Source organism: Edwardsiella piscicida (assembly GCF_001896205.1).
Lineage (GTDB): Bacteria > Pseudomonadota > Gammaproteobacteria > Enterobacterales > Enterobacteriaceae > Edwardsiella > Edwardsiella piscicida.
This window is the reverse complement of the sequence record NZ_MPNU01000001.1, coordinates 1562202-1581782: the sequence shown is the minus strand read 5'-3', so window position 1 is coordinate 1581782 and position 19581 is coordinate 1562202. Positions and strand designations below refer to the sequence as shown.

The 19581-nt window shown below is 57.7% G+C and carries 15 protein-coding genes; 10 read left to right on the top strand and 5 right to left on the bottom strand.

Annotated elements, in window-relative coordinates; genetic code table 11:
* Nucleotides 1-97: 97 nt before the first annotated feature.
* Nucleotides 98-1471, bottom strand: a complete 1374-nt coding sequence (gene dbpA / locus BRD58_RS07185) for an ATP-dependent RNA helicase DbpA (RefSeq protein WP_015461320.1) — start codon at nucleotides 1469-1471, stop codon at nucleotides 98-100.
* A 174-nt stretch (nucleotides 1472-1645) separates the two neighbouring features.
* Here dbpA and BRD58_RS07180 point away from each other — a divergent pair, with 174 nt between their 5' ends.
* The 3 genes from BRD58_RS07180 (at nucleotide 1646) to BRD58_RS07170 (ending at nucleotide 5214) form a co-directional block, all read left to right on the top strand.
* Nucleotides 1646-2185, top strand: coding sequence for a DUF2058 domain-containing protein (locus BRD58_RS07180; protein WP_015461319.1), 540 nt, complete (start codon nucleotides 1646-1648; stop codon nucleotides 2183-2185).
* An 866-nt stretch (nucleotides 2186-3051) separates the two neighbouring features.
* Entirely contained in the window at nucleotides 3052-4599 is a 1548-nt protein-coding gene (locus tag BRD58_RS07175; protein WP_041692737.1) for a catalase, read from the top strand.
* Between the two features lie 63 nt (nucleotides 4600-4662).
* Entirely contained in the window at nucleotides 4663-5214 is a 552-nt protein-coding gene (locus BRD58_RS07170) for an ankyrin repeat domain-containing protein (RefSeq protein WP_073382060.1), read from the top strand.
* Nucleotides 5215-5409: 195 nt separating this feature from the next.
* On the opposite strand, the gene BRD58_RS07165 is transcribed toward BRD58_RS07170, so the two are convergent.
* Nucleotides 5410-6876 carry a basic amino acid/polyamine antiporter gene (locus BRD58_RS07165; protein ID WP_073382055.1) on the bottom strand — a complete coding sequence of 489 codons (1467 nt, stop codon included), beginning with the start codon at nucleotides 6874-6876 and terminating at the stop codon, nucleotides 5410-5412.
* Nucleotides 6877-7460: 584 nt separating this feature from the next.
* Between BRD58_RS07165 and BRD58_RS07160 the strand changes: the two genes are divergently transcribed.
* On the top strand, nucleotides 7461-9623 hold the full coding sequence (locus BRD58_RS07160; protein ID WP_073382052.1) for an FAD-dependent oxidoreductase: 2163 nt from the start codon (nucleotides 7461-7463) through the stop codon (nucleotides 9621-9623).
* Nucleotides 9624-9657: 34 nt separating this feature from the next.
* On the opposite strand, the gene BRD58_RS07155 is transcribed toward BRD58_RS07160, so the two are convergent.
* Nucleotides 9658-10557 carry a LysR family transcriptional regulator gene (locus BRD58_RS07155; RefSeq protein WP_041692736.1) on the bottom strand — a complete coding sequence of 300 codons (900 nt, stop codon included), beginning with the start codon at nucleotides 10555-10557 and terminating at the stop codon, nucleotides 9658-9660.
* A 271-nt stretch (nucleotides 10558-10828) separates the two neighbouring features.
* Here BRD58_RS07155 and iadA point away from each other — a divergent pair, with 271 nt between their 5' ends.
* The 5 genes from iadA to BRD58_RS07130 all read left to right on the top strand — a co-directional run bounded on the left by iadA (nucleotide 10829) and on the right by BRD58_RS07130 (nucleotide 16831).
* Nucleotides 10829-11977: a beta-aspartyl-peptidase gene (iadA, locus tag BRD58_RS07150; RefSeq protein ID WP_069578455.1), complete on the top strand. Its 1149-nt coding sequence runs from the start codon at nucleotides 10829-10831 to the stop codon at nucleotides 11975-11977.
* A gap of 4 nt (nucleotides 11978-11981) precedes the next feature.
* Entirely contained in the window at nucleotides 11982-13451 is a 1470-nt protein-coding gene (gene dcuC / locus BRD58_RS07145) for a C4-dicarboxylate transporter DcuC (protein ID WP_012848217.1), read from the top strand.
* A 295-nt stretch (nucleotides 13452-13746) separates the two neighbouring features.
* Nucleotides 13747-15105, top strand: a complete 1359-nt coding sequence (locus tag BRD58_RS07140; RefSeq protein WP_012848216.1) for a 2-hydroxycarboxylate transporter family protein — start codon at nucleotides 13747-13749, stop codon at nucleotides 15103-15105.
* A gap of 40 nt (nucleotides 15106-15145) precedes the next feature.
* Nucleotides 15146-15988, top strand: a complete 843-nt coding sequence (locus BRD58_RS07135; RefSeq protein ID WP_015461312.1) for a fumarylacetoacetate hydrolase family protein — start codon at nucleotides 15146-15148, stop codon at nucleotides 15986-15988.
* A 114-nt stretch (nucleotides 15989-16102) separates the two neighbouring features.
* Nucleotides 16103-16831, top strand: a complete 729-nt coding sequence (locus tag BRD58_RS07130) for an acid phosphatase (protein ID WP_012848214.1) — start codon at nucleotides 16103-16105, stop codon at nucleotides 16829-16831.
* A gap of 48 nt (nucleotides 16832-16879) precedes the next feature.
* On the opposite strand, the gene BRD58_RS07125 is transcribed toward BRD58_RS07130, so the two are convergent.
* Both BRD58_RS07125 and BRD58_RS07120 read right to left on the bottom strand, forming a co-directional pair.
* Nucleotides 16880-17203 (bottom strand): hypothetical protein, encoded by a 324-nt coding sequence (locus BRD58_RS07125; protein WP_012848213.1) that lies wholly within the window; start codon nucleotides 17201-17203, stop codon nucleotides 16880-16882.
* Nucleotides 17204-17235: 32 nt separating this feature from the next.
* Entirely contained in the window at nucleotides 17236-18162 is a 927-nt protein-coding gene (locus BRD58_RS07120; protein ID WP_012848212.1) for a LysR substrate-binding domain-containing protein, read from the bottom strand.
* Nucleotides 18163-18300: 138 nt separating this feature from the next.
* Between BRD58_RS07120 and dcuC (BRD58_RS07115) the strand changes: the two genes are divergently transcribed.
* The gene (gene dcuC / locus BRD58_RS07115; RefSeq protein WP_012848211.1) at nucleotides 18301-19578 is read left to right on the top strand and encodes a C4-dicarboxylate transporter DcuC; all 1278 of its coding nucleotides are present in this window, start codon (nucleotides 18301-18303) and stop codon (nucleotides 19576-19578) included.
* Nucleotides 19579-19581 lie beyond the last annotated feature (3 nt).

Sequence of the window (19581 nt, the reverse complement as noted above, 5' to 3'; positions counted from 1 at the left end):
TGACTTTTTTAATATCGCGATCGGCGCGGCGGCTCGCGCCCCTTAAAACACGCGCCGGAGGGGGAGGGTCCCCCGCTCCGGCGGCAATCAAGGCGCATCACTTCAGCAGTCGTACCTTTACCGCCTTCCCTTTGATCTTGCCCTGCTGCAGCTGCTTCCAGGCCTGGCGAGCTACCGCTCGGCGCACTGCGACGTAGGCGTGGGTCGGGTGGATGTCGATCTTACCGATATCCGCGCCGTCCAGCCCCAGTTCACCGGTTAGCGCCCCCAGGATATCGCCCGGGCGCATTTTGGCTTTTTTACCGCCATCGATGCACAGGGTTGCCATCGCGGCCTCTAAGGCAACGATGCGCACGCCGCTCGGCAGCGGCTGCCACTGGAGTCTAGCGCCGAGCATCTCCTCCAGCGCGTTGGCACGCTGAGCCTCCTCCGGCGCGCAGAGGCTGATAGCCAGCCCGCTTTCGCCGGCGCGGGCGGTGCGGCCAATGCGGTGCACGTGAACCTCCGGATCCCAGGAGAGTTCATAGTTGATCACCATCTCCAGGGCCTTAATATCCAGCCCTCGGGCCGCCACATCCGTCGCCACCAGCACCCGGCTGCTGCCGTTGGCGAAACGCACCAGCGTCTGGTCGCGATCGCGCTGCTCCATATCGCCGTGCAGCGCCAGCACGCTCTGCTCGCTGCCCTCCAGCGCATCATAAACCGCCTGACAATCTTTCTTGGTATTGCAGAACACCACGCAAGAAGCCGGCTGATACTGGCTTAACAGCGTCTGCAGCAGGCCGACCTTGCCGCCGCGGGAGACTTCGTAAAAACGCTGCTCCACCGCGGGCAATTCGCCGTGGGTATCGATTTCAATCGTCAGCGGATCGCGCTGAATTCGGCGGCTAATGGCGGCGATCTCCGCAGGCCAGGTCGCGGAAAACAGCAGCGTCTGACGCTTTTCCGGTGCCCAGGAGATCACCTCGTCCAGCGCATCGGCAAAGCCCATGTCCAGCATCCGATCCGCCTCATCCAAGATAAGCGTCTGCAGCGCCTCTAGGCTGACGGTCTCTTTTTTCAGGTGATCGAGCAGTCTGCCCGGCGTGGCCACGATGACGTGCGGCGCGTGGGTCAGCGAATCGCGCTGCGCGCCGAAGGGGACGCCACCGCACAGCGTCAGCACTTTAATGTTCGGCATGTAGCGCGCCAGCTTGCGCAGCGCGGTCGCCACCTGGTCGGCCAGCTCACGGGTCGGGCACAGCACCAGCGACTGGGTAATAAACCGATTGGCATCAATATGCTGCAGCAGGCCAAGGCCAAACGCCGCCGTTTTACCGCTGCCGGTCTTCGCCTGCGCGCGGACATCCTTTCCCGCCAGAATAGCCGGCAGCGTCGCCGCCTGCACCGGCGTCATGGTCTGGTAGCCCAGCTCATTAAGGTTGTTGAGTTGTTCTTCAGGAAGGGCATTAAGTTCAGCAAACGATGTCACAGTGATAGTCTCAGCGGATAAAAAAGGCCGTCCGGGCGTTATTGCCAGGCCGTCGAAGCACCATGATACCATTCAATACCGGTGGCTATACCGTGATTTTACCCTGAGACGGGGTACAGCCTTCAAGATTGCAGGTATAATCTCACCGATAACTTGGCTGACTTAGATACGACGATGACAAAACTTACTTTACAAGAGCAGATGCTCAAAGCAGGACTCGTGACCAGCAAAAAGATGGCCAAGGTCCAGAGAACGGCCAAAAAATCACGGGTTCAGGCGCGTGAGGCCAGAGAGGCCGTGGAAGAAAAGAAGCAGGCGCAACTTGAGCGTGATAAGCAGCTGAGCGAACAGCAGAAGCAGGCGACTATCGCCAAAGAGGTCAAGGCTCAGGTTAAGCAGCTTATTGAGATGAATAGAATCACGCTTAAAAGAGGCGATATAGACTTTAACTTCACCGATAATAACGTGATCAAAAAAATCGCTGTGGATAAGCTGACGCAGACCCAGCTGATCAGCGGCCGGCTCGCCATTGCCCGTTTAGTCGTCGATAGCAGCGGCAAATGTGAATACGCCGTCATTCCGGCAAGCGTTGCCGATAAAATTGCACAGCGGGACGCAGACAGCATCGTCTTGAACAGCACGCTAAGCCAGGAAGCGCAGGACGAGGACGATCCGTACGCCGACTTTAAAGTGCCTGATGACTTGATGTGGTAAGTCCGCCACCGGGAGCCGCGGCGTGATGGTCGGGAATATATATCCAGGCGGGGTACATACACTTACCAGCCTATAGCCTGCACGCGTCGCGGGCCCATGAGTCACCATCGCGCGGGTGGCCGCCTAACGTAAAATAGCGCGATCGCCGCTGCCCCGCCCCAGCGTTTGCTTGCACTCGCGTTAGCGGCGCGACGCTTTCTTCCTCGCGCGCCATCATTGCTGCCCGGCATCAGTACGTATGTCTCGCTATTGACATCGCCCATGCCAGTAGAGAGAAGCGCATCTCGCCTTCAATGGCATTATCACGCAAGCGCTAGCCCCCCGGTTGTCTTACGCGACGCCTAAAGCCACCCTATTCGTGGCGCCGTACTTGCCCAGGCAAAATGCCACAATGGCGCAACCTCAACGAATCCAGATAAGGTACACAGCATGCTTTTATAATGAGATGAGTTTTCACTCGTAGACTATTCTGCAATTACCCACATGCTATCGCTTTTCGGATAATTCCCGGTATGCATGTAAACCCTGCTATATTCGCCGTCCCCTATCAAATCAATAGATATAATTAGTTAACAAATATGGCAGTCGGCCACCTACAATGATAAAAATGTTCAAATAGTAACCGCGCGGAAGGTTATAAGTCATAGCATATTATTATAATAAAATATCTCCACCCATTAGCATTCAGCATAATAAAATAAAACATTAGGATGTCGATACGCGTATTCTTTCCATCAAAAAAACATACAATATGAATGGCAGGAATGGTTATTTACCCAATAGTCAATATTGATTTTTTGCAATTCTTAGAAAAAACACAACTCAATAAACCATCGCAACATGCCACAACAACCGAGGAGAGTGCTATGCATATAGTCAATGGAATCAATGGATTAATCGCAAAAAAGAATGTGTTGTTTTTCTTAACCTCCTTAGCCATCAGCCCTTCCGTATTGGCTGACACCTTAACCCGGGATAATGGAGCCCCCGTCGGGGATAATCAAAACTCACAAACTGCCGGCCCTAATGGTCCAGTATTGCTACAGGATGTACAGCTATTACAAAAACTACAGCGCTTTGATCGTGAGCGTGTTCCAGAACGCGTAGTGCATGCTCGCGGTACAGGCGCTCACGGTGTATTTACGCCAACGGCGGATATTTCAGATTTAACCGTTGCAAAAGTATTTACCCCCGGTAGTACAACGCCTGTTTTTGTCCGTTTCTCAAGCGTGGTGCATGGAACCCACTCGCCGGAAACCCTGCGCGATCCGCGTGGCTTTGCGACAAAATTTTATACTGCCGAGGGTAACTGGGACTTGGTAGGCAATAACTTCCCCACCTTCTTTATTCGTGATGCAATCAAGTTCCCGGATATGGTGCATGCGTTTAAGCCCGATCCCCGGACAAATCTTGATAATGATGCGCGACGCTTTGATTTTTTCTCACACCTGCCTGAGTCAACGCGGACCTTGACCTTGCTCTACTCTAACGAGGGTACGCCGCTATCCTATCGCAATATGGACGGTAACAGCGTACATGCCTATAAGCTGATTAATGACAAAGGCGAAGTCCACTATGTGAAGTTTCACTGGAAAACGCGCCAAGGGATCAAGAATCTGGACCCACAGCAGGTTGAACAGATTCAAGGTAAAGATTATAGCCATATGACGCAGGATCTGGTGACGGCAATCAACCGTGGCGACTATCCAAAATGGGATCTGTACATCCAGGTTCTCAAGCCCGCCGACCTAAAAAACTTCGATTTCGATCCGCTTGATGCCACGAAGGTCTGGCCAGATGTGCCTGAGCGAAAAATTGGCGAAATGGTTCTTAACAAAAACCCTGATAACGTTTTCCAAGAGACCGAGCAGGTGGCGATGGCGCCCTCAAACCTCATCCCGGGCATTGAACCATCGGAAGATAAGCTACTGCAAGGGCGCCTGTTCGCCTATGCCGATACACAATTTTACCGTATCGGCGCCAATGGACTTAGCCTACCGATAAACAAGCCTCATAGCGTGGTCAATAATGGCAACCAGGATGGGCAACTCAACAGTGGGCATACGCTAGACAAAGGGGTTAACTACCAGCCAAGCCGTATTTACCCGCGGGAAGAGTTGGTCTCCAGCCGTTATAGCCAGACGCCCCTGTCAGGCACCACGCAGCAAAGTAAAATCCAGCGCGAGCAAAATTTCAAACAGGCGGGAGAGCTTTATCGCTCGTACAGTAAAAAAGAGCAAAATGACCTCATCAATAGCCTGGGAACCTCCCTGGCTAGCGCTGACACTGTCAGTAAAAACATTATGTTATCCTATTTTTATAAAGCGGATAAGGACTACGGCACTCGCCTTACCAGCGTCGCTAACGGTGATTTGCCAACGGTAAAAAACTTGGCGGATAAGCTCCAAGATTAAATCGTAATCGACTTAGCCCGCGTGATCGCGCGGGCTATTTATATCACCTGATAAGGCCATAGTATGAAAATACGCGCTCTGTTTTTTCTCTTATCAAGCCTAGTGGCGGTATCCAGTGCGCCAACATTTGCCCAGCAGCTCCCCGACTCACACTCGGTTAAGCAACAGCTAAACGGCTATCTGTGGAATGCCGCTCGCGATGGCAATATCGCGGTCATCAATGACTTTATCTCCACGGGCTACAACATGAATGTGCAAGATAGCCATGGTTATACGGCCGTGATCTTAGCGGCCTACCATGGCCATCAAGACATTGTAATGCGTTTAATCCATGCAGGGGCAGATCCTTGCCTGCGGGATAATCGTGGAAATACCGCGTTGATGGGAGCCATTTTCAAAGGTGAAGTCAGTATTGCCCGGAAACTGATTGCAGCCAAATGCAGCCCGGATATTCAGAATAAAGCAGGGCAAACGGCAGCGATGTATGCATCACTCTTCCAGCAGCATGAGTTGCTTGCCAAACTCGAGGCCAGTGGAGCGGATATGACTATCACGGACACTCACGGCAACAGCGTTGCTACCCTTTCCACGGGCGAGATTAATACAGGAAAATAATCCTCTGCATCACGGTATCTCGCCGACGCCGCCCTTTGGGGAGCGCGCAATACGCCTTAGCCCGAGTTCCCCCCAGGGTATCTCGCCACGGAAAGGAGTCGCCGGTAAAAGGCGCCCGCCGAGCGGACGTATTATCAGGGGTGTGCGTACTCGCCGCCACCCCCCTTTTTTAGCCCGCGTCAGTCATATTTTTAGTTAAATATTAATAACATTGCTCAATAGTAGATACAGGCTAATAATATCGATAATCAGCAGGGCTAACAGCACAGACATCTCAGTGCGGGTAAATATTTCTCTGCTGTCACACTCACTGCGCCTAGCCCAGACAAACAAGGGAATGCCCAGCGTCAGGAGAAGAGGAACCAACGTGAGATATTTAATCTGGCTTGCGTAAAACATGAAAAGACAAAACAGGAGACCGATAGCTCCCGTCACCAGCCCCACCCAGCGATTATTATCGCAATACCGGCGGTATTCTCCTGTTACACAAAGCTTGCATAAATAGGCTGTTGACATCAAATACGCAGGCAGCACCGTCAGCGCGGAAATCGCTAACATAGCCAGCCATGCATGCTGTGAAAAATAGGCCATAAAAACGACCAGCTGCATCAAACCACTGCTGACCCATAGCGACACAGAGGCCGAGCCCTTGCTATTTTTCTGCGCAAACCTGAGCGGAAAGGTTCCGTTATTCGCCGCCACCATGGGGATCTCGGCGCAAATCATGGTCCATGCCAACCAACTGGACAGCACCGAAATCAGGACGCCAATGTTTATCAATACCTCGCCCCATTCACCGACCACGGCCTTCAAAACGCCCGCCGTCGATGGCGTTGGGATCACGCTAAGCGCCTGCTGCGACAAAACGCCAAACGGCAGTATTGATACCAAAATACAAATCACCAGTGAGATGATAAAGCCGATAAAGGTCGCTTTGCCGACATCCGCCGGGTGCTTGGCCCGGCCTGACAGCGCCACGGCGCCCTCGACCCCGATAAAGCACCACAGCGCGACATCAAGCGGTGAGGTTATCTGAGTAAATATCGGCCCCAGCCGCTGTTGTGGCAATAATGCGCTGTGTCCCCAGACATTGCTTATGATCTTCTGGTCATCAAGAAAATAGATCAGGACCAAAACAAAAACGATCAGTGGAATCGTTTTTGAAATTGTCCCGACGATATTAATAGCCCCGGCGACGCGCAGTCCTGACAAAACTAAAAAATTAAATCCCCAAATTAAGACAGATGAACCAATAACAGATGCCAGGTTATTCCCCCCGGTGAAGTCACCGGGGAGAAAGTAATTCAATGTATCCATCACCATGATAGCAAAGGCGACGTTGCTGAAAATAGTCATCAGCCAGTAGCCCCAGGCAACGATAAACGCGATAAATGCGCCGAATCCCTCCCGCGCATACATATAGATTCCTGACTGTAAATCGGGACGAATGCGGGACAGTACAATAAATGTTCGCGAGATGAAAAACATGCCAAAGCCACAGATCAGCCACGCCGTGGCTATCGGGCCAACCGCCGAGTGCGCCGCCATGTTTTGCGGTAGGCTATCGACGCCGCTGCCGATCATGGAGCTGACGACGATCGACACCAGTGCCAGGAGGCCCAGCTTCTGGCCCTTGCCGTTGTCAGATGCATCTGTTGACATGATTTATCCGCTCACTGTAAAGATAGATGGCATTTTTATATTTTAGACAAACATCAACCTAAAATTAGCTTTTTTTATTTTTAGATAAGCCACGATTGATTATTTATGATCCAACACGCGAGGTGTCAATATATATTCACACGGAGCCCCTTGCCGCACCGTGCTTCCTCAGGCTCACAAGCAAATAAAATAGAGCGCGTCGCCTAGGCTATTTATTATATATAAAAGACAACGCGCCGCCGCACGCGAGGCTCTGCCATGTATTACCCGCGATACGCAGCATCGACGACAGCGCTCAACGTCGCCCGTTAAGCGCAGGTAGCCGCGACACGGGGTTATCGTTCACCTTGCTCTCCGTCCCCGTAGCCCGAGCGAGAGCGAATGCCATCGTTCTCCGCTCACGGCCAGGCCGTGCCTGACCAGCGCACAGCTATATCAATTTCAAGTTTATTATCAATAGATTATCTATTATTTTGTATCGCACGATACAAAATAAATTGACGCTGCCGAGCCCAAATGTATATTCAATGTTAAAACAATCGCTCAATCGGCACGTTGCTCCGACAACCCTCTCCGGAGTCACCATGAAAAAAACGCTGATCTTGCTCCTCTTGCTGCTGTTAATCCTGGCCTTCTTCACCCTGGATGGTCAGCGCTGGCTGACATTCGAGACGCTAAAACAGCACCAGGCCGCCATGGAAACGCTGCGTCACCAAGCCCCCTGGCAGAGCGCCGCGGCATTTTTCGCTCTTTATCTTCTGGTGGCCGCACTCTCTCTCCCCGGCGCCGCGGTCATGACGCTGGCCGCTGGACTGCTGTTTGGCCTCTGGCAGGGTACCCTGCTGGTCTCCTTTGCCTCCAGCGCCGGAGCAACGCTGGCCTTTTTAGCCTCGCGCTTTCTGCTGCGCGATACGCTGCGGCGCCGGCTGGGCGAGCGTCTGGCCACGCTCAACCAGGGGCTGGAGCGCGACGGCGCCTTTTACCTGTTTACCCTGCGCCTGGTGCCGCTGATGCCCTTTTTTCTTATCAACCTGCTGCTGGGGCTCAGCCCCCTTTCCGCGCGGCGCTTTTATTGGGTCAGCCAGCTGGGGATGCTGCCGGGCACGCTGATCTACGTCAACGCGGGCACCCGCTTGGCCGACATTGACTCGCTGGCCGCCATCGTCTCACCGACGCTGCTGCTTTCATTTACTCTGCTCGGCGTATTTCCCTGGCTGGCCCGCTTTGGGGTACGTCAGCTTGCGCAGCGACGCTATTATCGTCGCTGGCGACGGCCGCGCCACCTTGAGCGTAATCTGGTGGTCATTGGCGCCGGCGCCGCCGGTCTAGTCAGCGCCTATATTGCCGCGACCGTCCACGCCAAGGTCACCCTGATAGAGCGCGACGCGATGGGCGGCGACTGCCTGAATACCGGCTGCGTACCCAGCAAGGCGCTCATCCGCAGCGCCACGCTGGCACATCAGATGCGCCACGCCGATCGCTACGGACTACCGGCCACGCCGCCGGCGCTGCACTTTACACAGGTGATGGCGCGGGTGCGGGAAACCATCCAAAATATTGCTCCCCATGACAGCGTCGAACGCTACACGGCGCTGGGGGTCGAGGTGCTAAAAGGGCGCGCCCGCGTCATATCGCCCTGGCAGGTCGAGGTCGACCTGGCCGACGGCACCCGGCGGATCATCAGCACTCGCGCCATCATCATCGCCGCCGGCGCGGAACCGATCGTACCCGATATCCCCGGGCTGCAGCCCGATGACTACCTGACCAGCGATACGCTGTGGCAGGCGTTGGCGCAGAGAGACGCGCCGCCGCCGCGCCTGCTGGTGCTGGGGGGTGGCCCTATCGGCTGTGAACTCTCCCAGGCGCTGACGCGGCTGGGGGCCGGCGTCACGCTGGTACAGCGGGGGCCGCGCGTTCTGCCCAAAGAGGATGTGGAGGTCAGTGCACGGGTACAGCGCAGCCTATGCGCCGACGGCATTACGCTATTCACCGACTGCCAGACGCTGCGCATTGAGCGGGACGCCCTGGGCAAGCGCCTGATCGTCAGTCGAAACGGTCAAGAGATCGCCCTGGCGTTTGATGACCTGCTGCTGGCGCTAGGACGACGCCCCCGCCTGACCGGGTATGGGCTGGAGCAGCTGGGGATCGAGAGCGCGCAGCAGCTGTGTAGCAACGCCTATCTGCAGAGCCTGTGTCCCACCCTCTATGCCGCCGGTGACGTGGCGGGCGGCGATCAGTTTACCCACCTTGCCGCCCATATGGCCTGGTACGCCAGCGTCAATGCCCTGTTTGGCCGCCTCTGGCGCTGGCGCATCGACGATACGGTTATCCCGCGCTGTACCTTTGTCGATCCCCAGGTCGCCCGGGTGGGGCTAAACGAATCCGAGGCGCAGCGGCGCGGCATTCCCTATGAGGTGACCCGCTTTGCCTTGGCGGATCTCGATCGGGCCATCACCGATGGCGCTACCGAGGGGTTTATCACGGTGTTGACCCCGCCAGGTAAAGATCGCCTGCTGGGGGTCACCATCGTCGGCGAGCAGGCGGGAGAGATGCTGGCGGAATATACCCTGGCCATGCGCCACGGGATCGGGCTGAATAAGCTGCTGGCGACCGTTCACCCCTACCCGACCTACAGCGAAGCCAATAAATATGCGGCCGGCGTGTGGAAAAAGGCCCACGCGCCGCAGCGGGCGTTAGCCTGGCTGGCTCGCTATCATCGCTGGCAGCGGGGGCGATCGCACCCGTAGCGCGCCGCGATATGAGCGCGTATCCCGCCGCGGCCTAAGGCAGCCGGCACGCCGTGGCCGCCTGCCAGAAGCGCTCCACCGCTGGGCGACTGCTCTCGCGGCGTTTATACAGCAGGATCTGCAGACAGCGGCTCAGACGCGGATGGTCTGGAAAGGCATTACATAGCACCCCCTGCGCCAGCTCTCGATGCACCATGGAGAGCGGCAGCCAGGCCAGGCCGCGATCGCGCAGCACCATATGCTTTAGCCCCTCGCTCATGCTGGTTTCATAGCATTTCACCAGCGGCTGCGGCGCATGACGGCACAGGGGGGCTACGACGCGGCCAATAAAGGAGAAGTCGCTGTAGGCCAGGTAGGGCAGCGGCTGTCCCGGCGGGTGGCGCTGCGCCAGCGCGCGCGAGATGACCGGAATGAGCGTTTCATGGGCCAGCAGATGCGACTGCAGGCAGTCCATTTCGGCGGCGCTAGGACGCGCGCCGTCGATGTCGTACACCATCAGCAGATCGGCGCTGTTTTCCAACAGCGTATTAAAATGGTTATCAATCCCCTGTAGCCCCGGATTAACGACCACCTTGATCCCCTCCAGCGCCGATCCCATGGCGTCGAGCAGCATCGGCAGCATATTGACGGCAAAGGTGTGCAGACTGGCAATACGCACCGTCTCGTCGGACTGGATCGCCAGCTGGGCGAAGTCCAGCTTGACATCGAGGATCCGCGCCAGGATATCTTCGGCCGAGGGAAGAAACTTTTCGCCGTAGGGCGTAAGGGCAATGGGGTTACTGCTGCGATCGAACAGCGGCACTCCCAGCCAGATCTCCAGCGCCCGGATCCGGCGACTAAAGGCGGGCTGAGTGACGTTGCGCGCCCGCGCCGCCGCCGAAAAATTGCCCAGTCGCTGCAGGCTGATGAAATCCTCCAACCATTTTACATCCATCGTGCGTCCTATGTTCTGGCGGCATAGCGCCATGCCCAATAAGCAATGGCGGTATAAACTGTGGTGATATTATATTTTATACAAATAGATTCCTATGGGATGCGCGGCACTAAACCGCCCCCTACCGCGGCGTCATCACCCGAATCTCGGCGGCGATCCGCCGCCGCGCCCGCCCCGCCATGGGGATTCGCCGATCGTCATATCGACACAGCCATTCCCCCGCCTCCTCGGCGGGTCACGCTATCGCATGTCCAACACAGGAGAGAAGCCCATGTTTACCCTGCTTAAAGATGCCGACGTCTATCAACCACAGCCCCTGGGGCGCCGGGACGTATTGCTGTGCGGCGAGAAGATCGTCGCCATCGAGGAGAACCTGCAGGTCAGCGCGCTGCCCGGACTGCGTGAGGTTATCGACTGTCGCGGTAAAATCCTGGCCCCCGGCCTCATCGATCAGCACGTGCATCTGATCGGCGGCGGCGGCGAAGGCGGCTTTGCCAGCCGGACGCCCGCGGCCTCCCTGTCGCGCCTGATCCGCGCCGCGACCACCACCGTCGTCGGGGTGCTCGGCACCGACGGTATCTCCCGTACCCCGAAGGATCTGTACGCCAAAATGCAGGCGCTGAACGCAGAGGGGATCAGCGCCTATATGCACACCGGATCTTACGAACTCCCCACCCGCACCATCACCGGCACCATTCGCGATGACATCGCCTTTATTGAGCGGGTACTGGGGGTGAAGATAGCGCTGGCCGATCACCGCGGTTCGTTCCCGACGACCCAGGAGCTGCTGCGTATCGTCTCCGATATCCGCGTTGCCGCGCTGTTGGCGGGCAAGCGCGGGCTGCTGCACATCCATCTGGGCGCGCTGCCCGATGCCTTTGCCCAGATCAATGCGCTGCTGGCGCACGGCCTGCCTATCCAGCATATCTCGCCAACCCACGTGGCGCGCACCGAGGCGCTGTTCAGCGATGCCATCGCCTTTGCCCGCGCCGGCGGCCATATCGATATTACCTCCGGCGGCAGCCGCTTTGTCCCGCCGGCCTGCGCCGCCCGCCTGGCGCTGGACGCCGGCGTCAGTCCGGATCGGCTCACCATCAGCTCCGATGGCAACGGCAGCGTGCCGCGCTTTGACGCGCAGGGCAGCATTATCGGACTGGACGCGGCGCCGCTGGACGGCAACCTGCAGCTGCTGCCGCAGCTGATTGACCAGCGTATTCCCCTGCCGCAGGCGCTGGCGATGGTCACCGCCAACGTGGCCGACGCGCTGGGGATCGCGAAGGGCAGAATTTTACCCGCAGGGGATGCAGATCTGTGCCTATTCGATGATAATCTGCGCCCCGAACGCGTATACGCCCGTGGCCGCCTGATGCTGAAGGGAGAAGAGTGTCTGGCCACGGGTAACTTTGAACAAGGAAACTGAAAGAATGAGCCTACTGATCGCGCTGTGCGCCGTGCTGTTTGCCGGACGCCTGATCCTAAAAAACTATAATCCCCAGGCGGTACTGCTGCTGAGCGGCCTGGTGATGATGGCCATCGCCGTCTTTACCAACGATGCCACCTTTATCAATAAGTCGACCGGCTGGGTCGGCTTTGACCTGTTGGAATACATCAACCAGCTGTTTCAGAAGATGGGCGGCGGCCTTGGGCTGCAGATCATGCTGATCGGCGGCTTTGCCATGTATATGTCCGCCATCGGCGCCAGCCAGGCGCTGGTGCGGGTAACGGCGCGTCCGCTGCAGCGCCTCAACTCCCCCTATCTGCTGCTGGGGATCGCCTTTATCCTCGGCCAGACGCTGTCGCTGTTTATCACCAGCGCCACCGGGTTAAGCCTGCTGCTGATGGCGACCCTGTACCCGGTGCTGACTCGCCTGGGCTGTAGCCGCGCGGCGGCGGCGGCGGTGCTGGCCAGCACCTGCGCCATCGAATTCGGCCCCGGCTCCGGCAACTCCATCATGGCGGCGCAGACCTCGGGCGTGGATATCACCGAATACTTTATCCACCAGCAGCTGCCGGTCGCCGTGCTGACCATCCTGGCGGTAGCGCTGCTGCATATCCTGGTACAACGCTACTTCGACCGCCGCGATGGCGCCATGGCCGAAGAGGTGAGCCTGGATCAGGAGAAGCTACAGGAGACGCAGAGCGATGCGCCGCTGCACTATGTGCTGCTGCCGATGCTACCGCTGTTCTTTATGCTGACCTTCAGCAAGCTGGGCGTCGGCACGATCGTCATCAACATGAATACCGCCGTATTGATCAGCGTCGCGCTCTCCATGCTGTGCGAATACCTGCGCTTCCGCGCCGCCAAGCCGGTGATGGCCGGGCTCAGCGTGGTCTTCAGCAATATGGGTAAGGTGTTCGCCACCGTGGTGACGCTGATCGTCGCCGGTCAGACCTTTGCCGAGGGGCTGAAGTCGATCGGGGCGGTGCATGACCTGCTGGATCTGGCCAGCAACGCCGGCTTTGGCAGCGGCGTCGTGGTACTGCTGATGGCGCTGTTAACCTTCACCATCGCCGCCCTGATGGGCTCTGGCAACGCCGCCTTCTTCTCTTTCGCCCCGATGCTGCCGGATATCGCCAAGCGCGTCGGCGGCAGTACCGCAGAGATGATCCTGCCGGTGCAGATCTCCGCCGGCATGGGGCGCACCATCTCGCCGATCGCCGGGGTGATCATCGCCGTCGCCGGTATCGCCGGCATCTCGCAGGTCGACATCGTGCGCCGCACCCTGATCCCGATGCTCGGCGGCTGGTGCTTTATGCTGCTGCTGACCTTCTACCGCTCCGGTCAGCTGCTGTCGGTACTGCCCTTTATCGCGCTGCTGGTGGTGATCATGGTCGGCGCCGTATACGCCATGGCGCGTAAAAAGCGCAGCGCGGCGCAGAGCCACGCCGGTTAAACGTCGTATCCCCTCGCCGGGGATATCCACGCGGCTCCCGCCATCGCCGGGGCCGCGTTCCCCCCCTCGCCGACGCCGGCGTCCCCCTCTTTCGCACCGCGCCCCCGCCGACCTCACCTGTCGCGCCCTGACGATTTAACTAAATAAAAAACATATCCCAAAATTTAATTCTATTTAAATAAGTTAAGTCAGAATAAAGACATTAAATAACCCCAGCGTATCCGTGGACGATCACATTTTTCTCAAAAATTAGCATGCTATATATATTCCACCAATAAAACAGGTGGGCTGAAATATGACTACATCCAATGAAAAACTGGCAACCCTCGCCAGCCCTGCGCCGTCGCTAAAAATGCTGTGGTGGAATCTGATGGATAACTGGAAGGTGGGGATTATTCCCCTGCCGTTATTTGTCCTGGCCGGTATCTTAATTACCATCGACTGTATCAACGACAGCCTGCCCAATAATATTGTGGTGATGGTTGCTACCCTGGCATTCTTTGGCTTTGCCTGCGGCGAATTTGGTAAGCGCCTGCCAATTGTCGGTAAGATGGGCGCCGCCGCGATCTGCGCGACCTTTATCCCCTCTGCGCTGGTCTATTACGGTCTGCTGCCCCAGCCGGTCATTACCTCGACCACCCATTTTTTTAAAAGCACCAATATTCTTTACCTCTACATTTGCTGCATTATCGTCGGCAGCATCATGAGCATGAACCGCACTACCCTGATACAGGGCTTTGTGCGGATATTTTTCCCCATGCTGTGCGGTGAGATCGCCGGTATGTTGGTCGGAATGGGGGTAGGCTATGCGCTGGGATTAGCGCCGTTTCAGACCTTCTTCTTCCTGATCCTGCCGATCATGGCCGGGGGCGTCGGCGAGGGGGCCATTCCACTCTCTATGGGCTATGCCACCCTGCTACATATGCAGCAGGGCGTGGCGCTGGGGCGCATTCTCCCCATCGTGATGCTCGGCAGCCTGACGGCGATTATCATCGCCGGCTCCCTGAATATGCTGGGTAAACGCTTCCCCCATCTGACCGGCGAAGGCGAGTTGATGCCGCGCCGCGACGGCGATAACGGGGAGCCGATGGCCGCCTTGAGCGAGCGCGGCGGCGATAAACTGGATATCAGCGCCCTGGCCTCCGGCGCGCTGCTGGCCGTACTGCTGTATATGGTCGGTATGCTGGGACACCGTCTCATTGGTCTGCCTGCGCCGGTCGGCATGCTGTTTGTCGCGGTGCTGATCAAGCTGGCGCACGGCGTCTCTCCGCGCATCATGCAGGGGTCACAGATCGTCTACCATTTCTTCCGCACCTCCGTAACCTACCCGATCCTGTTCGCCGTCGGCGTGGCCATTACGCCGTGGCAGGAGCTGGTCAACGCCTTTACGCTGGCCAACCTGGCGGTGATCGTCTGCACCGTCGCGACGCTGGTCGCCACCGGCTTTATCGTCGGCAAGAAGATTGGCATGTACCCGATCGATGTGGCGATCGTTTCCTGCTGCCAAAGCGGTCAGGGGGGCACCGGCGATGTGGCGATCCTCACCGCGGGCAACCGCATGTCGTTGATGCCGTTTGCCCAGATAGCCACCCGCATCGGCGGCGCGATTAATGTCTCGCTGGCCCTGCTATTTTTAGGCAAAGTGCTACTCTGATAGCGCCCTCTATCCCATACACCATTACATTATCCCTATCATGAAACTTATCAGTTATCTGTACCAAGGGCAGCGCAGCTATGGCATTGCCCGCCCGGATGGCATCATCGATCTCGGTCGCCGCCTCGGTCTCTACTACGCCGATTTAAAGGCCCTGTTGAGTGCCCAGGCGCTGGAGGAGGCACGGACGCTGCAGCGCTATCCGGTGGATCTCGACTATGAACAGATTACCTTTTTACCGGTGATCGACAATCCGGGGAAAATCCTCTGCGTCGGCATGAACTACCCCGATAAGCGGCGGGAGTTCGCCCAGCAGGATCCGGCGCCGACCCTGTTTGTCCGCTTCGCCGACTCACAGGCGGGCCATATGACGCCGCTGCTAAAGCCGCTGCAGTCGCAGGAGTTTGACTACGAAGGCGAGCTGGCGGTCATTATTGGCCGCGGCGGGAGCTCGATTCCCCACGCCCGAGCGCTGGAGCATGTCGCCGGCTACAGCTGTTATATGGACGGCTCGGTGCGGGACTGGCAGCACAGCTGGTTCACCGCCGGGAAAAACTGGAGCCGTACCGGCGCCTTCGGCCCCTGGCTGGTGACCCGCGATGAGATTCCCGACCCCCAGCATCTGCGCATCCGCACCTGGCTTAACGGAAGCATGGTACAAGAGGAGAGCACCGCCGCGATGATCCACCCCGTCAGTCGCCTGGTGGAGTACATCAGCACCTTTACCGTCCTGAGCCCCGGCGATGTTATCATCACCGGTTCGCCGGGCGGCGTAGGTAAAAAACGCACGCCGCCGCTGTTTATGTACCCCGGCGACTGCATTGAGGTCGATATCGAGCGGGTCGGTCATCTGACGAATCGGGTCGCCGAAGGCACGATCTGAGCGCCGGCGGCGTGGGCGAGCCCTCACGCCGCCGACCGGGAGGTGCGCCATCCATGACGCGCCCATCTGCGGGCTATCCGGTACGGCACGTCCGCGTTAGCAAGAGGATTTATCATGTTGTTTATCGGCTATAGGCACCGGCTACTGCTTATCTCTACCGCGCTACTGCTGGCCGGTCAGGTCTTCGCCGCCGGCCATGACGTCTACCTGACACCGCAGAGCGCCCCGAACGCGGTCAAGATACTGCCGCCGCCGCCGGGCTATGACTCCGTCGCCTTTTTGCAAGATAAGGCCGTCTACCAGTCGACCGGCGCCGTCTATGATGCCAAACGCGTCGAGCAGGCCGCCCGCGACGGTAACTACAAGGCGATCCCTGAGCTGTTCTCTCCCGCCTTCGGCATGCCCATTAGCGACGCGGCGACGCCGGCGATCTACCGCCTGCTCAGCAATATGATGGCGGACAGCCACAACCCGACCCTGCGCTCCGCCAAGAATCACTATATGCGCCAGCGCCCGTTCGTCTTCTACCACGGGCAGACCTGTACGCCTCAGTATGATAAGGAGATGGCTGGCTCCGGCTCCTACCCCTCCGGCCATGCCACGCTGGGCTGGGCGGTGGCGCTGGTGCTGGCAGAGATCAATCCTGCCCGGCAGGACGCGCTGCTGCAGCGCGGCTACCAGTTTGGTCAGAGCCGGGTGATCTGCGGCGCACACTGGCAAAGCGACGTCGACCAGGGGCGCCTGCTGGGCTCTGCGTTTGTCGCCAGCCTGCACGCTCAGCCGCAGTTTGAGCGCGACCTGGCCGCCGCAAAGGCCGAGTTCGCACGGCTGCACCAGCGCTAAACGCGCGCGCTGCGCGATCCCGGCGCCGCCGGGGTCGCCGCGCAAAGATCAGAAAATGCGATCGCCCGCCAGATACGCCGTCACCACGCGATTCAGCGCGCTGTAGGGCGCCTCTGCCCCGTTTAAGGCAGCCTCCAGCGTCGCCAGAAACCCCGCCAGCGTACGCTTGGCGTGCTGGGCAAAGTCGGGATCGATCGCCTGATCCTCATACAGCAGCACATACTGGCGAGCAAAGCGATAGACGGTGTAATACAGGCTGGCGTTCTGCGCATCCTGCGTCATCAGCGTCTGCATATCGCGGCTCAGGGCCACGTAGCTGTCCGTTCCATCCAAACTCTGCTGGAACCGGTGATATGCGGCGGAAAAGTCCATATAGCCTCCTGCAAAGAGTGCGACAGCGCCCGTCACTGCGGGTGCTGCCAGTCATGGTGCTGGCAGTGCCAGCGAAACTGTTCAATCAGCGCCTGTGAGGCCTGCGTCAGCGGACGCTTTCGCGGGTAGATCAAGCCATAGTGCCCCACTGGCAGGAACTGCAGTCCGATGGGCAGCGCCGTCAGCACGCCGCCGAAGCGGGCCTCGCGCAGCCGCGCGCGCGACAGAATGGTCAGATAGTCACCGTTCATCACCAGGTTCATGATGCACACCGTGGAGTCCGTCAGAATGGGATAGTGCGGATTATCCGGATGGTCAAAAGGAATAATACGCCGGATGTTATGATAATATCCCATATCAGTTTCTGGCATTACCCACTTCGCCTGGCGTAACGCCTCCAGCTCAGAACAATTAGCTAACGGATGCTCTTTTCTGGCAACAATACAAAATGGCGCATCGAACAGGGGAATCGAAATAAAGTCCCCCAGCGGCATCTCCTCTGTCAATGTCCCGAGTGCAAAATCGAGTCGCCCATCACGTAAACTGGGTAATAGTGTAGAAAGTTGCGCTTCCTTAACATTAATTACGGTTGCCGGAAATCCCTGTTTAAAATCATTCAACACTTTATTTAACACAGTTATTCCGAATAAAGATGAAATACCAAAGGCGACATGTCCATGGCCGTTTTTGGTTATTTGCTCCACCTCCTCCGCCGCCTTTTCCAGCTCCTCCAGGATCAAGTGCGCCCGAATGGCAAAGGATTTTCCGGCGTCGGTCAGCGTCACCCCCTCGTTGCTGCGGATCAGCAGCGTCGCCCCCATATGATGCTCTAACTCTTTGAGTGTACGAGTTAAAGCGGGCTGAGACTGATCCATTTTACGCGCCGCCGCCCGGATGCTTCCGCTGCGAATAACCTCATTAAACACCTTCAGATGTTGTATTTTTGGCAAATAGCGCATCGCTCCCCCTATCAGTTTTTTTTATCATCGTGAAACTAATAGCATATTACCCTGCCATCAATTTTTGCGTTAAATCAATAGCCATGATACTGACTTTATCCACTATAAAACAAACCATAAATCTGGGGAGAGGCATTTATGCTAACGGTAATATTAGGCATCGTAGTATTAATTGCTACGGTCGTTTTATTGATTAAACGGTACGACACCCGTACTACGCTTATCGGCGCCGGCATTCTATTATGTATTATTTCTCTGGCGCCGATGAATGCATTTAACGCCTTCAGTACCCGAATGACCACCTCCGGGCTGATCGAATCGATCTGCAGCAGCATGGGCTTTGCCTATGTGATGAAATTTACCGGCTGCGATATGTGTCTGGTGCGTCTGCTGACCCGCGGGCTGAGCAAGCTCGGCTTTTTGCTGGTGCCGACGGCCGTGGCCGTCACCTTTGTCATCTGTATCGCCATCCCCTCCGCCGCCGGGGTCTCCGCCGCGGTGGGCGCCACGCTGATCCCGCTGCTGATCGCCGCGCGGGTGCATCCGGCCATCGCCGGCGGCGCCGTGCTCTCCGGCACCCTGGGGGCCTACCTGAATCCCGGCGTGGCCCACAATGCCTTTATCTCCCATATCTCTAAAACGCCGCTGATGGACTTTGTCTTCTATCATGCGCCGACCACCGTCATCTGCGCCGTTATCTGCGCCGTCTGCCTGACGCTGGTAGCCTTTGCCAGCAACGGCCTTAACTACCGCCCGGAAGGTCCTGCGGCGCAGGATACGGGGGCGGCACAGGCGGATCCGGTACGCAATCTGCGTTTCTATCTGCAGACCCTGGCCCCATTTCTGCCGGTGCTGCTGCTGGTCTGCTCCAGTCTGGGCTGGCTCGGCAGCAGCAAGATGAGCGTCCCGGCGGCGATGATCATCGGCTCCCTGTACGCGCTGCTGATCACCCGGGTAAGCCCCAGCGCCCTGACCAAAAGCTTTTTTGATGGGATGGGCTCCTCTTACGCCAACATCCTTGGCATCATCATCGCCGCCGCCGTCTTCATCGAAGGGTTAAACGCCGTCGGTCTGATCAAGGCATTCATCCAGCTGCTGACCGACTCGCCGGAGTTCGCCCGCTGGGGCGGCACCTTAGGGCCATTCCTGATGGGACTGATCACCGGCACCGGCGACGCCACCGCCTTTGCCTTTAATGAGGCCGTCACCCCGCACGCAGGGGATTTTGGATATGAAATCAATAATCTAGGCGCCGGCGTCATGCTCGCGTCGGCCCTGGGTCGCAATATGTCACCGCTCGCCGGTGCCGCCATCGTCTGCGCCGGCCTGGCCGGCGTCAGCCCGGTCGAAATCGCCAAGCGCACCGCGCCGGGCGCTATCGTTGCCGTGCTGTACGTGGCGCTGTTTTTCCTTTAATCA

Coding starts and splice junctions, on each gene's coding strand:
- BRD58_RS07180 (WP_015461319.1), top strand. CDS start 1,646: ATGACAAAACTTACTTTACAAGAGCAGATGCTCAAAGCAGGACTCGTG.
- BRD58_RS07175 (WP_041692737.1), top strand. CDS start 3,052: ATGCATATAGTCAATGGAATCAATGGATTAATCGCAAAAAAGAATGTG.
- BRD58_RS07170 (WP_073382060.1), top strand. CDS start 4,663: ATGAAAATACGCGCTCTGTTTTTTCTCTTATCAAGCCTAGTGGCGGTA.
- BRD58_RS07165 (WP_073382055.1), bottom strand. CDS start 6,876: ATGTCAACAGATGCATCTGACAACGGCAAGGGCCAGAAGCTGGGCCTC.
- BRD58_RS07160 (WP_073382052.1), top strand. CDS start 7,461: ATGAAAAAAACGCTGATCTTGCTCCTCTTGCTGCTGTTAATCCTGGCC.
- BRD58_RS07155 (WP_041692736.1), bottom strand. CDS start 10,557: ATGGATGTAAAATGGTTGGAGGATTTCATCAGCCTGCAGCGACTGGGC.
- iadA (WP_069578455.1), top strand. CDS start 10,829: ATGTTTACCCTGCTTAAAGATGCCGACGTCTATCAACCACAGCCCCTG.
- dcuC (WP_012848217.1), top strand. CDS start 11,982: ATGAGCCTACTGATCGCGCTGTGCGCCGTGCTGTTTGCCGGACGCCTG.
- BRD58_RS07140 (WP_012848216.1), top strand. CDS start 13,747: ATGACTACATCCAATGAAAAACTGGCAACCCTCGCCAGCCCTGCGCCG.
- BRD58_RS07135 (WP_015461312.1), top strand. CDS start 15,146: ATGAAACTTATCAGTTATCTGTACCAAGGGCAGCGCAGCTATGGCATT.
- BRD58_RS07130 (WP_012848214.1), top strand. CDS start 16,103: ATGTTGTTTATCGGCTATAGGCACCGGCTACTGCTTATCTCTACCGCG.
- BRD58_RS07125 (WP_012848213.1), bottom strand. CDS start 17,203: ATGGACTTTTCCGCCGCATATCACCGGTTCCAGCAGAGTTTGGATGGA.
- BRD58_RS07120 (WP_012848212.1), bottom strand. CDS start 18,162: ATGCGCTATTTGCCAAAAATACAACATCTGAAGGTGTTTAATGAGGTT.
- dcuC (WP_012848211.1), top strand. CDS start 18,301: ATGCTAACGGTAATATTAGGCATCGTAGTATTAATTGCTACGGTCGTT.